General features: G+C 70.7%; 11 protein-coding genes. 5 read left to right on the plus strand and 6 right to left on the minus strand.

Annotation, left to right across the window (positions count from 1 at the left end; all coding sequences use genetic code 11):
- Positions 1-68 precede the first annotated feature (68 nt).
- Positions 69-2,111, plus strand: a complete 2,043-nt coding sequence (locus ACIA8E_RS25470; RefSeq protein WP_399301629.1) for an NPCBM/NEW2 domain-containing protein — start codon at positions 69-71, stop codon at positions 2,109-2,111.
- Between the two features lie 328 nt (positions 2,112-2,439).
- Here the strand turns inward: ACIA8E_RS25470 and ACIA8E_RS25475 are convergent, their stop codons facing one another.
- Positions 2,440-3,255 carry an alpha/beta fold hydrolase gene (locus ACIA8E_RS25475; protein WP_399301630.1) on the minus strand — a complete coding sequence of 272 codons (816 nt, stop codon included), beginning with the start codon at positions 3,253-3,255 and terminating at the stop codon, positions 2,440-2,442.
- A gap of 154 nt (positions 3,256-3,409) precedes the next feature.
- The gene (locus ACIA8E_RS25480) at positions 3,410-4,072 is read right to left on the minus strand and encodes a DUF4097 family beta strand repeat-containing protein (protein ID WP_399301631.1); all 663 of its coding nucleotides are present in this window, start codon (positions 4,070-4,072) and stop codon (positions 3,410-3,412) included.
- 235 nt (positions 4,073-4,307) lie between these two features.
- Between ACIA8E_RS25480 and ACIA8E_RS25485 the strand changes: the two genes are divergently transcribed.
- Complete coding sequence (locus ACIA8E_RS25485; RefSeq protein WP_399301632.1) at positions 4,308-5,063, plus strand: helix-turn-helix domain-containing protein; 756 nt, start codon at positions 4,308-4,310, stop codon at positions 5,061-5,063.
- Positions 5,064-5,355: 292 nt separating this feature from the next.
- On the opposite strand, the gene ACIA8E_RS25490 is transcribed toward ACIA8E_RS25485, so the two are convergent.
- Complete coding sequence (locus ACIA8E_RS25490; protein ID WP_399301633.1) at positions 5,356-6,321, minus strand: ROK family protein; 966 nt, start codon at positions 6,319-6,321, stop codon at positions 5,356-5,358.
- 184 nt (positions 6,322-6,505) lie between these two features.
- Between ACIA8E_RS25490 and ACIA8E_RS25495 the strand changes: the two genes are divergently transcribed.
- Entirely contained in the window at positions 6,506-7,534 is a 1,029-nt protein-coding gene (locus tag ACIA8E_RS25495) for a LacI family DNA-binding transcriptional regulator (protein WP_030975253.1), read from the plus strand.
- A gap of 25 nt (positions 7,535-7,559) precedes the next feature.
- Here ACIA8E_RS25495 and ACIA8E_RS25500 read toward each other — a convergent pair whose 3' ends face one another.
- Positions 7,560-8,552, minus strand: a complete 993-nt coding sequence (locus tag ACIA8E_RS25500) for a DUF5937 family protein (protein WP_399301634.1) — start codon at positions 8,550-8,552, stop codon at positions 7,560-7,562.
- Between the two features lie 99 nt (positions 8,553-8,651).
- Between ACIA8E_RS25500 and ACIA8E_RS25505 the strand changes: the two genes are divergently transcribed.
- Positions 8,652-9,842 carry an MFS transporter gene (locus ACIA8E_RS25505; RefSeq protein ID WP_399301635.1) on the plus strand — a complete coding sequence of 397 codons (1,191 nt, stop codon included), beginning with the start codon at positions 8,652-8,654 and terminating at the stop codon, positions 9,840-9,842.
- A 20-nt stretch (positions 9,843-9,862) separates the two neighbouring features.
- Here ACIA8E_RS25505 and ACIA8E_RS25510 read toward each other — a convergent pair whose 3' ends face one another.
- Positions 9,863-11,080: a M20 family metallopeptidase gene (locus tag ACIA8E_RS25510; RefSeq protein ID WP_399301636.1), complete on the minus strand. Its 1,218-nt coding sequence runs from the start codon at positions 11,078-11,080 to the stop codon at positions 9,863-9,865.
- 143 nt (positions 11,081-11,223) lie between these two features.
- Here ACIA8E_RS25510 and ACIA8E_RS25515 point away from each other — a divergent pair, with 143 nt between their 5' ends.
- Entirely contained in the window at positions 11,224-12,066 is an 843-nt protein-coding gene (locus ACIA8E_RS25515) for an alpha/beta fold hydrolase (protein ID WP_399301637.1), read from the plus strand.
- Positions 12,067-12,117: 51 nt separating this feature from the next.
- Here ACIA8E_RS25515 and ACIA8E_RS25520 read toward each other — a convergent pair whose 3' ends face one another.
- Positions 12,118-13,416: a DUF6986 family protein gene (locus ACIA8E_RS25520; RefSeq protein ID WP_399301638.1), complete on the minus strand. Its 1,299-nt coding sequence runs from the start codon at positions 13,414-13,416 to the stop codon at positions 12,118-12,120.
- Positions 13,417-13,687: the final 271 nt, after the last annotated feature.

Raw genomic sequence — 13,687 nt, forward strand, 5'->3', positions numbered from 1 at the left:
CGTAATCGCGCGTCACTGACGTGCACATGACGTCATCCGATCCGGCACGAGTATGGAGGAACGTAACGATGCGTCATCTTCCAACCCGTACAACCCGCACAAGCCATGGAAGAGTCATCGGAGCGCTGACGGCCGGGCTGCTCTGTACGGCAGGAGCAACCGCTCCCGCCGTGGCGGACTCACCGGCTCCGGCCACTGCCACGGCGGCCGCCCCGCAGTCCGGCAACGGTCTCGCTCTCACCCCGCCGATGGGGTTCAACAACTGGAACTCGACCCACTGCCGGGCCGAGTTCAACGAGTCGATGGTCAAGGGCATCGCCGACATCTTCGTCGAGAAGGGCCTCAAGGACGCCGGCTACCAGTACGTCAACCTCGACGACTGCTGGGCGAAGCCGCAGCGCGACGCGGACGGCAAGCTGGAGGCCGACCCGGTGCGCTTCCCGAACGGCATCAAGGCCGTCGCGGACTATGTCCACTCCAAGGGGCTCAAGCTCGGCATCTACACCAGCGCCGGCACCAAGACGTGCGACAGCGTCGGCCTGCCGGGTGCGCTGGGCCATGAGTACAGCGATGCGCAGCAGTTCGCGGACTGGGGCGTCGACTATCTCAAGTACGACAACTGCAACAACCAGGGCGTCGATGCGAAGTTGCGCTACACGACCATGCGTGACGCGCTGGAGGCCACCGGCCGTCCCATCGTCTACAGCATCTGCGAGTGGGGCGAGAACAAGCCCTGGGAGTGGGCCGCCGACGTCGGCAATCTCTGGCGCACGACGGGCGACATCAGTGACAGTTGGGGCAGCATGCTGTCGATCATGAAGCAGAACCTGCCGCTCGCCTCCGCTGCGGGACCGGGGCACTGGAACGACCCCGACATGCTCGAAGTCGGCAACGGCGGAATGACGGACACCGAGTACCGCACCCACTTCTCCATGTGGTCCGTGATGGCGGCGCCGCTGCTGATCGGCTCCGATCTGCGCAAGGCGACACCGGAGACCTTCGAGATCCTCTCCAACCGGGAGGTCATCGCCGTCGATCAGGACCCGCTGGGCAAGCAGGGCACCGTGCTCTCCTCCACCGACGGACGGTGGGTCGTCGCCAAGGAGATGCAGGACGGCAGCCGGGTCGTGGCGCTCTTCAACGAGTCCGGGAGCGCTCAGCACATCTCGACGACCGCGAAGGCGGCGGGGCTGCCGCAGGCCGCCGCGTACACGATGCGCGACCTGTGGGACCACGCGACGTACAACACGGCAGGCGCCATCTCGGCAACCGTCCCGGCACACGGCACGGTCCTGCTGCGCGTCGCCGCCGACCGCAAGTGGGCCGCCCACCCGCCCGCCGTGGAACTGGGCCTGAACGGAAGCCCGTTGGTGGAAGCAGGCCGCACCGCGCCGCTGACGACGACGGTCACCGACCTGGGCCGTACGCCCGCCAAGAGGGTCTCCGCGGCGCTCACCGGCCCGTCCGGCTGGCAGATCAAGCCGCTGTCGCCGACCGGATCCGCGACCGTGCCGACCGGCAAGGCGCTGACCACGCGCTGGCAGGTGACGCCACCCGCGGGCACGGCCACCGGTTCGTACGATCTGACGCTCTCGGCGCAGTACCGCTCACCGGCCGGGACGCGTGTCCGGTCCTCGGTCCCGTTCCAGGCCCATGTGGTGGTGGCGCCACCGGCAGGCAGCAGCTACCTCAGCGATCTGCCGCAGCTCTCCGCCTCCAACGGCTGGGGACCGGTCGAGAAGGACACCAGCAACGGTGAGAGCGACGCGGGCGACGGCAATCCGCTGACCATCGGCGGCACGGTCTTCGACAAGGGGCTCGGGGTGCACGCGCAGAGCGCCGTCGAGTTCTACGCGGCCGGCGCGTGCAGTGCCGTGACCGCGCAGGTCGGCGTCGACGACGAGAAGGGCGTCAAGGGCACCGTGGCGTTCGAGATCTGGGCGGACGACACGAAGGTGGCGTCGACCGGGGTGCTGACCAATGTGATGGCCGCGCAGCCGATCACTGCGGATGTGAGCGGTGCGCAGGTGGTACGTCTGGTGGTCACCGACGGCGGGGACGGGGTCGACTCCGACCACGCCGACTGGGCGGACCTGCGGATGGGGTGCTGAGCAGAACGGGGTAGAGAGTCGGGTCGGCGGCTGCGCCCGGGCCGGTGCCGGGCCGGACCCCGTCCGGACCTGGCGCCGAGTCCGGGCCTGGCGCCAGATCCGGCGCGGGTGCGAAGGTCCGGCGCAGCTGCCCGGTCCGGCGCAGGTGCGAGGTCCGGTACGGGCGCCAGGTCCGGTACGAGTGCCGGGCGGGCACAGCGTACGGACCTGGTGTCACGGCTGCCCGGACGCTGGTTACGGTCCGGCCCGAACCGGACGCGGTCGAGCAGGACATTGATGACGATGGTGGCGCGGACGTGTAGTTGTCGTCAGTCCGCCGGTCGCGTCTTCAGCGCCCCCCGCGGTCGAGGGCGGCGACTTCGCGTACGGCCTCGGCGATGGCCGGGAAGTCCTTCTTGAGGAGCGCACCGTGGTTGCTGGCGACCTTCGCGCCGATCTGGATGTTCGGGTTGTGGGCGGTCACCGCATCGAGGCTGGTGCGAATCCGTTCCTGCTCGTCACCCCGGCTTCCGAAGGACGTCCCCGAAGCGACCACATACCGCACCGGAACGGTGATGCTGTCCAGCACGGGGCGCAGCTCGCGCTCGCGGGAGAGCCTGCCGAGTTCGATGTTGCTGCTCGCCTGCTGTTCTGCGGTCATCCGCGGGGCCAGGCCCGTCGGGCGCAGCAGCGGCAGGAACCAGCTCATCCGCCGGAACAGCTTCCGGATCCGCTGCTCCATGGCCTCGTCGAGCCAGTCGTACGGGAACGCGCCGTCGACCAGGACCGCGCCCAAGGCACGCTCCGGATTCCGGCCGGCCCAGTGCGCCCCGACGACCGCCCCGTAGGACCAGCCCACCACCAGCGCCCGGTCCACACCCCTGGCCGCGAGAACGGCATCGACGTCCCGGACGGCAGCCTCGAAGGAATAGTCCGCCGAACGCTTCGACCTGCCGCGGGCCCGCTCGTCGTAGGTGATGTGCCGCCACCCCGTCCCCAGTTCAGCGATGACCCGCCGCCAGTACCCCTGAGTGGCGAACTGGCCATTGAGGTAGACCACAGGGATACCGGGACCGCCGGTGTCGGTGACGGCCAGGGCCGAATCGTCAACCGGCACCATGCCGGTCCACTGCGAACTGTCCGAGGAAATACTGTTCTTCGTCATGTGTTCCACCTGGTCGCGTCAGGGGTCTCGTACGACTTCTCCAGGACCTGCACGTGGATCGCGGGCCCCTCGGGACGGACGGCCGCGTCCTCGGCGACGACCGACAGGATCTCGATCGCGGTGGGCGCGGCCGGCTGCCCCTGGTTCTGCTCCTTCAGAGGCTGCGGGCGGTGATGTCGCCGCGGGACGTGGTGGCGCGGATGTCGAGTTCGGCGGTGCCATCGTTCTTGAGGGCGTTGTTGACGCGGCCGTAGTCGGTGCCGGCGTCCAGGGCGGCCGAGACCCCGGCGGCGGCGACGACCGAGATGTCGCCGGACCGGGTGCGAAGCACGACCGTGCCGCGCACGGCCTCGTTGATCCGGATGTCGCCCCTTGCGGTGCTGATCTCCGCGGGGCCGCCCAGCCGGCCGACCTCGACGTCACCGTCGAGCACAGTGAGGCGGACGCTCGCCGCCTCGTCGATCCTGACCGAGGCCTGCGCGCCCTCGAAGGCGACGTCGCCGAGCGGTCCGATGCCCTGGAACTCGGCGCCGGCCGCCTTCACCTCGATGCGGGAGCCTGCGGGCAGCTGGACGGTCACCTCGACGGATCCGGAGGGGCCGAGGAACTGGTTCTTCGCCGAGGCCTCGATCCGCAGGACACCGTCGCCGTATGCGACCTCGGTCTGCTCCGCCGCCTTCACGTCGCGGCCCTTCGAGACGTCCACGGGCAGGACCTCGACGGTGGTGTCGGCGCGGTCTGCGGCGATGAACCGGATGCGTCCGGCGGGGATGTCCAGGACGGCGGAGATCGGGGCGGGGGTGTCGAACTTCTGCATCGTGCTCTCCTTTGACCCGTTGTTTCTGACACCGGAAACGCTACGTTGCTTTCCATAGCCGGACAACATGCTCGTTGCGCGGAATTGACATCTATGCAGGTGGAGGCCGAGAAACTGTTGCAACGGTCTCGAGAGTAACGCAACGCCGACTGTACTGATCATTGCAATGGATGAGGTGTGAACGCTATAGTGGGGGGCAAGGACCGCCATGAAGGATCACCGAGGAGATATCGCGATGCCGGGAGGCAGACTCACCCAGCAGGAACGCCAGCAGATCGCACTGGGGCTGGCCGACAGCCTCCCCTACGCCGAGATCGCCCGACGCCTCGACCGTCCGACCTCGACGATCACGCGTGAGGTGATGCGCAACGGCGGCCCCACCGCCTACCGCGCCGATCTGGCCCATCGCGCCACCGAACGCCGCGCCCACCGGCGCAGGCCCGCGTCCTCGCGAGGGCCGGAGTCGGTCCCCCAGCCGCACGGACGCGACGCCGTGACCGTGGCCGAGTACGAGGAGACGTTCACCACCGTCCTCATGGCTTCAGGCCTGACCAAGATGGCGGCCCGGGTGCTGACCTGCCTGTTCACCACCGACGCGGGCAGCCTCACCGCGTCCCAACTCGCCCAGCACCTCCAGGTCAGCCCGGCGTCCATCTCCAAGGCGATCGCCTTCCTGGAGAGCCAGAGCCTCGTCCGCCGAGAACGCGACGAACGCCGCCGCGACCGCTACGTCGTCGACGACGAACTCTTCTACCAGGCGACGATCGCCAGCGCCCGTTCCAACGACCAGCTCGTCGAAACCGCACGCCAAGGCGTCGCCGTCCTCGGCCCCCACACCCCCGCCGCCACCCGCCTGGAGAACATCGCCCGCTTCCTCGACTTCATCAGCGAAAGCATCACCCGCGCCGCCGAACAGGCCCGCGAAGTCCTCCACACCAAACCGGAAACAACCTCGAACGGCGCCGCCCGACCGAGTCCGGACCACGGATAGACAACCGTCTCGATCGTCACAGCCATGAGACGAAGTCCGGCTGCGTCCTCCGGAGAACATGGGAAGACTTCACGGGCGTCCGACCGCCGTGCTCCGGCAGTTGCCCACCTGGACCGACGGATGCCCAGCGCCGGTTTTCGTTCCGAAGTTCCTCAGCCCCCGGTCCGCGCACGGTGACGGCATCCGCCCCCGGCCGTGGTCGTTCTCACCGGTATCCGCTGTACCGATGGTCCCCAAGGCCGGTCACGGCCCGCGATTCTGCAGCCGGACCCGCCCGACGGCCGGCCCGCGTTCAGCCGCTGAGCGCCGCCGCGGCTGCCGCCTCACCAGGCCTGACCGACGATGCGGCGGCCGCTGCGCCCACCAGGCCGGCGTCCGTGCCCATCACTGCAGGGGCCACCGTGAGCTGCTGCACGAAGGAGAGCGTGGCGTAGCTGCGCAGGGCGCGGCGCAGCGGGGCGAAAAGGACGTCACCCGCGCCCGCCACTCCCCCGCCGATCACGGCGATGTCGATTTCGACGAGCGTGGCGGTGGCGGCGATTCCGGCGGCCAGCGCCTGGGCGGCACGCTCGAACGACGCGATGGCGACCGGATGTCCGGCCCGGGCGGCGGCGGCCACGGCAGCGGCTGTGGCGTCGCCGTCCGGGCCGGGCTGCCAGCCACCGTGCAGGGCGCGTCGCGCAATGTTGGGTCCGCTGGCGATCCGCTCGACGCAGCCGCGCGAACCGCACGGGCACAGGTCGCCGTCCAGGTCCACACTGATGTGACCGATGTGGCCGGCATTGCCGGTAGGGCCCGGGTGAAGCTTGCCGCCGAGGACCAGACCGCCGCCCACCCCGGTCGACACGACCAGGCACAGCGCGTTGTCATAACCGCGGGCCGCACCCAGCCAGTGCTCGGCAGCGGTCATCGCAACCCCGTCGCCGACCAGCTCGACGGGCAGTCCGCCGGCAGCCTTCCCTACCCGCTCCACCAGCGGGAAGTCGCGCCAGCCGGGAACGTTGACGGGGCTGACCGTGCCCGCCGAAGCATCCACCGGGCCGGCGCTGCCGATGCCGACGGCGGTCGCCCGCCCCCACAGCGGCGAGGCGGTCAGCTCGGCCAGCACATCCGCCACCGCACCCATCACCGTCTCGCCGCTCTCCCGGGCGGGCGTCGGCCGCTGCGCCCGTACGAGAAGCGCGCCGGTGCCGTCCACCAGGGCGCCGGCGATCTTGGTGCCGCCGATGTCGAGCGCGGCGACGAGGTCGGTATGCATCGGTGAGGGCTCCGGATGGGTGAGGGGGTGGGACCTGCATCTTCAGTAAATAGTCTGCATAGTCTCCAGTCAGCTGACAACGTTGTCCAGGGCCTATGCTCGACGCCACAGCCTCCGGCCCGCTCCGCAGCACCGACTGCGGGCCCGCCGGACAGCCCCGCACCCGACGACAGGACAGCGCACCGTGGCAGAGACCGCCCGTCATCACGAGCCCCGTTACGGCAACCGGCCGACCATGAAGGATGTCGCCGCCCGCGCCGGAGTGGGCCTCAAGACGGTCTCCCGCGTGGTCAACAGCGAGCCCGGAGTCACCCCCGACACCGAGCGCCGGGTACAGGAAGCGATCGAGGCGCTCGGTTTCCGCCGCAACGACAGCGCGCGGGTGCTCCGCAAGGGCCGCACCGCCTCCATCGGCCTGGTCCTCGAGGATCTCGCCGACCCCTTCTACGGGCCGCTGAGCCGCGCCGTGGAAGAGGTGGCCCGCGCGCACGGAGCCCTGCTCATCAACGGGTCGAGCGCGGAGGACCCGGAGCGCGAGCAGGAGCTCGTGCTCGCGCTGTGCGCCCGCCGGGTGGACGGCCTGATCGTGATCCCGGCCGGTGACGACCACCGCTATCTGGAACCGGAGATAAAGGCGGGCATCGCGACCGTCTTCGTGGACCGCCCCGCCGGCCGGATCGACGCGGACATCGTCCTCTCCGACAGCTTCGGCGGCGCCCGCGAGGGTGTCGCCCATCTGATCGCGCACGGCCACCGCCGGATCGGATTCATCGGTGACCAGCCCCGTATCCACACCGCCACCGAGCGGTTGCGCGGCTATCACGCCGCGATGGTGGACGCCGGGATCACGGTCCAGGACTCCTGGGTCTCCCTCGGCTCCACCGACCCCGCGCGGGTCCGGGCGGCGGCCGAGGCGATGCTCTCCGGCCCCGAACCCGTCACCGCCCTGTTCGCCGGCAACAACCGTGTGACGGTCACGGCGGTACGTGTGCTGGCGGACCGGGAGCGTCCGGTCGCCCTGGTCGGCTTCGACGACATCGAGCTCGCCGACCTGCTGGGCATCACGGTCATCTCCCAGGACGCCGCGGCCGTGGGCCGGACGGCGGCCGAGCACCTCTTCCGCCGGCTGGACGGCGCGGACGACGCGCCGGCGCGGGTGGAACTGCCGACGTCACTCATCGCCCGCGGCTCCGGCGAACTGCCGCCCGCCTGAGCCGGGGCGTCGGCAGAGGGCGCGATCAGCCTCCGGCGGGCGTCAGCAGCGCGTCAGCGACGGAGGTACGTGCGTAGAGGACCGAGCGTCCGGCCCGGTGCGCGGTGACCAGGCCCGCATTCCGCAGGGCCGTGAGGTGCTGGGAGACCCCGGCCGCGGACAGTCCCGAGCGCTGGGCGAGCACAGTGGTGGAGGCCGGGGTGTCGAGCTCGGTGAGGAGCAGGGTGCGGGAGCGGCCCAGGACGGCGGCGACCGCCTCACCGGCGACCGGGGTCCGCGGCTCCCAGAGGGTGCCGATACCCCGTGCCGGATACGCGAGTTGTGGCGGGTCCGGCGCCACTGAGCGCGTCAGCACCCGCGGCCAGGCGAACACGGAGGGCACCAGCAGCAGCCCCGCGCCCGAGTCGGCGCGGGTCAGGGCGCACTGCCGGCGGACGAGGCGCAGGCTGCTCTCGTCCCAACGAACCGACTCGTGCAGCTCGTTGAGGACCTGTGCGGCATCCAGCTCGGCCACCTGCCGCGCCCGGCGGAAGACATCGGCTTCGAGCAGCCGACGGATCCGGGCCCAGTAGGGTGCGAGCGCCAGCTCCCAGTAGATCTCGATCTCCGCGGCGACCTTCTCCAGCGCCGCTTCCGGTGCCTCGCCCAGCAGCCTGAGCCGCGCGGACTGCCCGAGATCCCGCTCGACGCCGAGTCTGCCGAGATCGGTCCGTACCCGCTCAGGAGAGGTCTGGCGGATCGCCTCCAACTCACCGGCGAGTTCGGGGAAAGGGGCGGGGGGAGTCGGATTGAGGAAATCCGCGAGGTAGCCACCTGCGGGGATCAGCTCAGCGAGCCACCCGCGGTCGAGCCCCGCCTCCACCAGCCGGGGCCGCACCTGTGCGGCCCACCGCCGGTGCAGCGGCGGCTCGGCCTCGGCCCGCAGCAGCCGGAAGCTGGTGACGACCTCCCACATCGGGGAGACGGCGAAGCGGGTCTGCGCCAAGTCCGCGGTGGAGAAGCTCAGTTCCGACTCCATGTGCCCCACCTGTCCGGAGTTCCCGAGCCGACCGCTCGTTGGATTCGGTCTCAGCTTAATCAATGGTCGGGCACAGCGGTCGGGCTGCACGCTCCTCGCATGTTCTCCACCTTTCGCGGCCTGCCGCCCACGGTCTGGACCCTCTTCGCCGGCACGATCATCAACCGGCTCGGCTATCTGGTCACGCCCTTCCTGGTGTTCTTCCTCGCCGCACGCGGCATCACCGGCACGCAGACCTCGTACGTCCTCGGCGCCCTGGGCGCGGGCAACCTGCTCGGACCGGCGATCGGCGGGCTGCTCGCCGATCGGATCGGCCGGCGGCCGACGATGCTCATCGGTCTCCTCGGCGCATCCGCGGCGCAGGGGGCGCTCTTCGTGGCACCGGGTGTGCCGACGATGGCCGGCGCCGCACTGCTGCTCAGTGCGACCGGAGCGATGATCAGCCCTGCCGTGTACGCGCTGATGGCCGACTCCGTGGACGCGGAGCGCCGATGGCGCGCGTACGCCCTGTTCGGCTGGGGCGTCAACATCGGTACGGCGGCGGCAGGCGTCCTCGGTGGTTTCCTCGCCGCGCACGGCTACTGGCTGCTCTTCGCGGTCGACGCCGGGACGATGCTGGCGTACGCCGTCGTCGTCGTCACCCGGGTGACCGAGACCCGCGCGGCGAAGGGCCGGACCGGGGCGCGCGACGGCGTCGGATACGGCGTCGTCCTCCGGGACCGGCTGCTGCTCGCGCTGCTCCCGCTGTTCGGGGTCCAGCTCTTCGTCTACTCGCTGACCGAGGTCGCGCTGCCACTGGCCATCCATGACAGTGCGCTCTCCCCCGCGGTCTACGGGGCGATGGCGGCGGTCAACGCGGTGCTGGTGGTGGTCCTGCAGCCGTTCGCGACAGCCCGGCTCGCCCGGTTCCCGCAGATTCCGGTCCACGCGGCGGGCAGCGTACTGATCGCCGCGGGTGTGGCGCTCACGGGTGTCGCGGACAGCGTCGTGGGCTACACGCTGTCGGTGGTCGTCTGGTCGGTCGGCGAGGCGTGCGTGTCCGGGATCGCCTCCGCGGTCGTCGCCAACCTCGCCCCGGCCCACGCACGCGGCCGCTACCAGGGAGCGTTCCAGTGGACCTGGGGGGTCTCCCGGTTCGCCGCCCTCACCGTGGGCGTCGCTCTCTACACAGGTATCGGCCCGGCCGTCCTCTGGTGGACGGCGCTGCTCGGTGGTGTCCTCTGCTCCCTCGCGCCCCTTGCCCTCGCCGGCCGGATCACACGCCGGATGGAGCACGAACTGGCGGCCTGAAGGGCCGGTGAGCCTGGTCCTCAGCCCCTGCCGAGGCGTCCGAGCGCCAGCTGCGCGAGGAGCGCCGCCGCGTCACCCAGTACGGAGTCGTCGAAGAGGGCTTCCGGGGAGTGGTTGTAGGGGGCTGTGGTGGGGTCGAGATCGGCAGGGCAAGCGCCGAGCATCAGATAGGCGGAAGGGATGTGCTGACCGATGAAGGCGAAGTCCTCGGCCCCGGCGATCGGGTTCGGCAGCTCGAAGTAGCGGTCGGCTCCGAACAGTTGGCCCGCCGTCTCGGCTGCGTACGCCGCCTCGGCGGGGTCGTTGACGGTGACCGGGTAGCCCTCGTCGACGACTGCTTCCACGGTCATCCCGTGCGCCTCCCCGATGCCGCGTACGACCCGGGGCGCCTCCTCGTGCACACGGGCCCGTGCCTCGGCGGAGAAGGACCGGATGGTCGCGGAGAACACGGCCTCGTCGGGAATGACGTTGTGGGTGGTGCCCGCGTGGAAGCTGCCGACGGTCACGACAACCGGGTCGAAGACGTCGAAGCGGCGGGTCACCATGGTCTGCAGAGCTGTTACGGCTTCGCAGGCGGCCGGGATCGGGTCCAGGCCGCTGTGCGGACTGGACCCGTGCCCGCCGCGCCCGCGCACGGTCACGTCGAGGGAATCGGCGGCGGCCAGGATCGGTCCGGGGCGGGTGCCGACGAAACCGTGCGGCAGCAGCGCGGAGGCGACATGGAGGGCGTACGCGGCCACCGGCCTGGTGCCCGCGGCATCGAGCACACCTTCGTCGACCATGACCCGGGCCCCGGCGTCGCCTTCCTCGCCGGGCTGAAACATGAACACCACGGTTCCGGCCAGTGTGTCGCGCCGCTCGCAGAGCAGCCGTACGGCGCCGACCAGTCCGGCGGTGTGCAGGTCGTGGCCGCAGGCGTGCATCACGCCGGGGATCTCGGAGGCGTACGGCAGCCCGCTCGTCTCCTGCACCGGCAGCGCGTCCATGTCGCCGCGGAGCAGCACCACCGGACCGGGCAGCGCGCCACGCAGCACGGCCGTGACCGAGGCGAGCTGTTTGCCGAGGGTGATCTCCAGGGGCAGCCCGTCCAGCGCTGCCAGTACTTTCGCCTGGGTCAGCGGCAGTTCCAGGCCGATCTCGGGCTCCCGGTGCAGGGCGCGGCGCAGCGCGACCAGTTCGGGCAGGAGCGCGGCGGCGGATCCACGGAGGTCGGCAGGGCGGCGAACTGCATCGGTCATGGCGTCTCCTCGCGAGTCGGTCCCCCTATCCTCACCGTTTTCGGCTCCCGTGCCACCTCAGTCCTCACGAGGCGGCCGGCCTGGCCGGGGAGCTCTGCGTAAACCGCTTGTCGTCTCGGTCGTACGGTCATCAGGATTGCGCCATGCCTGTCTTCGCCGCTGCTGACGGAACCGAACTCGCCTATCACCTCGTGGGTGACGGCGAACCGCTGCTCGTTCTGCCCGGCGGCCCCATGCGCGCCTCCGCCTACCTCGGCGATCTGGGTGGGCTGTCGAGCCGACGCCGACTGGTCATGCTCGACCTGCGGGGCACCGGCGACTCAGGCGTCCCCGCCGACCCGGCCACCTACCGCGTCGACCGGCAGGTGGCCGATGTGGAGGCCTTCCGCGAACACCTCGGTCTGGACCGCGTGGACGTGCTGGCGCACTCCGCGGGCGGCGATCTCGCGATCCTCCACGCGGCCCGGCATCCCTGGCGCATTCGGACCCTTACCCTGATCACCGCCCGTGCGCGTGCCCTCGGTGTCGACTTCACCGAGGAGCATCGTCGCGAAGCCGCCGCCCTGCGCACTGCCGAGCCGTGGTTCAAGACCGCGCGGGACGCGTACGATGCCGTCCGGGCAGGCTCCGCCACCGACGCCGACTGGGATGCCATCGCCCCGCTCTTCTACGGGCGTTGGGACACGGCCGCCCAGGCCCACGCAGCAGCCGACGTCGAGCAGAGCAACTACGAGGCCGCGGACATCTACGCGTCCGACGGCGCCTTCGCCCCTGCCGCGGCCCGCGACGCCATCGCCGCGCTGGACGCCCGGGTGCTGATCCTGGCGGGCGAGCTGGACAGTGGTCCGCTGCCTCGCGTCGCGGCCACTGTCGCTGGGTTGTTCTCCGACGCCGAACTCGCCGTCCAGCCGGGCGCCGGCCACTTCCCGTGGCTCGACGATCCCTTTCACTTCAGCGGGACCGTCGAGACCTTCCTGCGGGGCTGACGGTACGGCCGGAGCCCACGCCTGGTCACGGCACGGCCTGAACCACGCGCGCTACGGCGCCGTCACCGTCAGTCCCCCGCGTCGCGGCGAGGCGAAGGCGTCGAGGTCCGCCCGGGTCAGCCCCGTAAGACGGGCGACCTCGGCGGTGTCCAGGGCACCGCAGTCGATGCCGCGCAGCAGGTAGCCGCTGAGGGCCTTGGCGGTGGCGGGCTCGTCCATCACATCGCCACCCGCCTTGGCCACATATGCGGCGAGTCGGGCCGCAGCCTGTTCCAGGCCTTCGCGGTAGAAGGTGTAGACAGCCGCGTAACGGGTCGGCAGGTGGCCAGGGTGCATGTCCCAGCCCTGGTAGTAGGCGCGGGCCAGGGCTCGGCGGGTGAGGCCGTAGTGGAGTCGCCAGGCTTCGTGGACCTGGTGGGTGGGGCCGACAGGGAGGACGTTGGTCGAACCGTCGGCGACGCGCACGCCGGTGCCTGCGGCAGCCACCTGCATGACGGCCTTGGCGTGGTCCGCGGCCGGGTGGTCGCTCGCCTGGTAGGCGGCGCTGACGCCGACACAGGCGCTGTAGTCGAAGGTGCCGTAGTGCAGGCCGGTCGCGCGGCCGCGCGCGGCGTCGATCATGCGGGCCACGGCGGCGGTGCCGTCGGCGGCCAGGATCGACTGGCTGGTCTCGATCTGGATCTCGAAGCCGAGTCGGCCCGACGGCAGACCGTGGGCCTCTTCGAAGGCTTCGAGTAGCCGGACGAAGGCGGTGACCTGTTCGGGGTACGTCACCTTGGGAAGGGTGAGGATCAGGCCTTCGGGGAGGCCGCCCGCCTGCATCAGGCCGGTGAGGAAGATGTCCGTGGTGCGGATGCCCCGGTCGCGTACGGCGGCCTCCATGCACTTCATCCGGATGCCCATGTACGGGGCCGCCGTGCCGTTCTCGTACGCCTCCGAGATCAGCCGGGCGGCTCGGGCGGCCACCTCGTCCTCCTCGGCATCGGGCCGGGGTCCGTAGCCGTCCTCGAAGTCGATGCGAAGGTCCTCGACGGGCTCGCGGCTCAGCTTGGCGCGTACGCGGTCGTGGACAGGCGCGGCGAGCTCCTCCGGGATGCCGAGGACGGCTGCGAACGAGGCGGCGTCGGGGGCATGCTCGTCGAGGGCCTTCAACGCCTGGTCGCCCCAGGAGCGGATGGTGCCGGCGGTGAAGATGTCGCCGGGGACGTAGACCGTGTGGACGGGCTGGCGGGTGCCTGGGTCTCCCGGGTAGCGGCGGGCGAGCTCGGCGTCCACTGCCGTGAGGGAGGCGCTGATCTCCTCGCTGACCGCACCGGCGAGGCTCGTTGACACCTTCTCCTGCTGACCCATTTTCGGCACCCTCCACACTCTCACTGTTTCCGCTTCCCGGAATCAGTAATCCGTATAGTGAAGTTATAAGGCTGTCGGACATGCGTCAATGGTGATCAGAAACGGTCCGGGGCCGCGCGGTGAGAACACACCACGCGGCCCCGGACCGTCGAGAACGGGTACAGCTCGTCGGAGGATCAGCCCTTGCGGGTGTTGACCTCGTCGGTGAGCTGGGGGACGACCTGGAAGAGGTCGCCGACGACGCCGTAGTCGACGAGGTCGAAGATCGGGG

Source organism: Streptomyces sp. NPDC051664 (assembly GCF_044453545.1).
Taxonomy (GTDB): Bacteria; Actinomycetota; Actinomycetes; order Streptomycetales; family Streptomycetaceae; genus Streptomyces.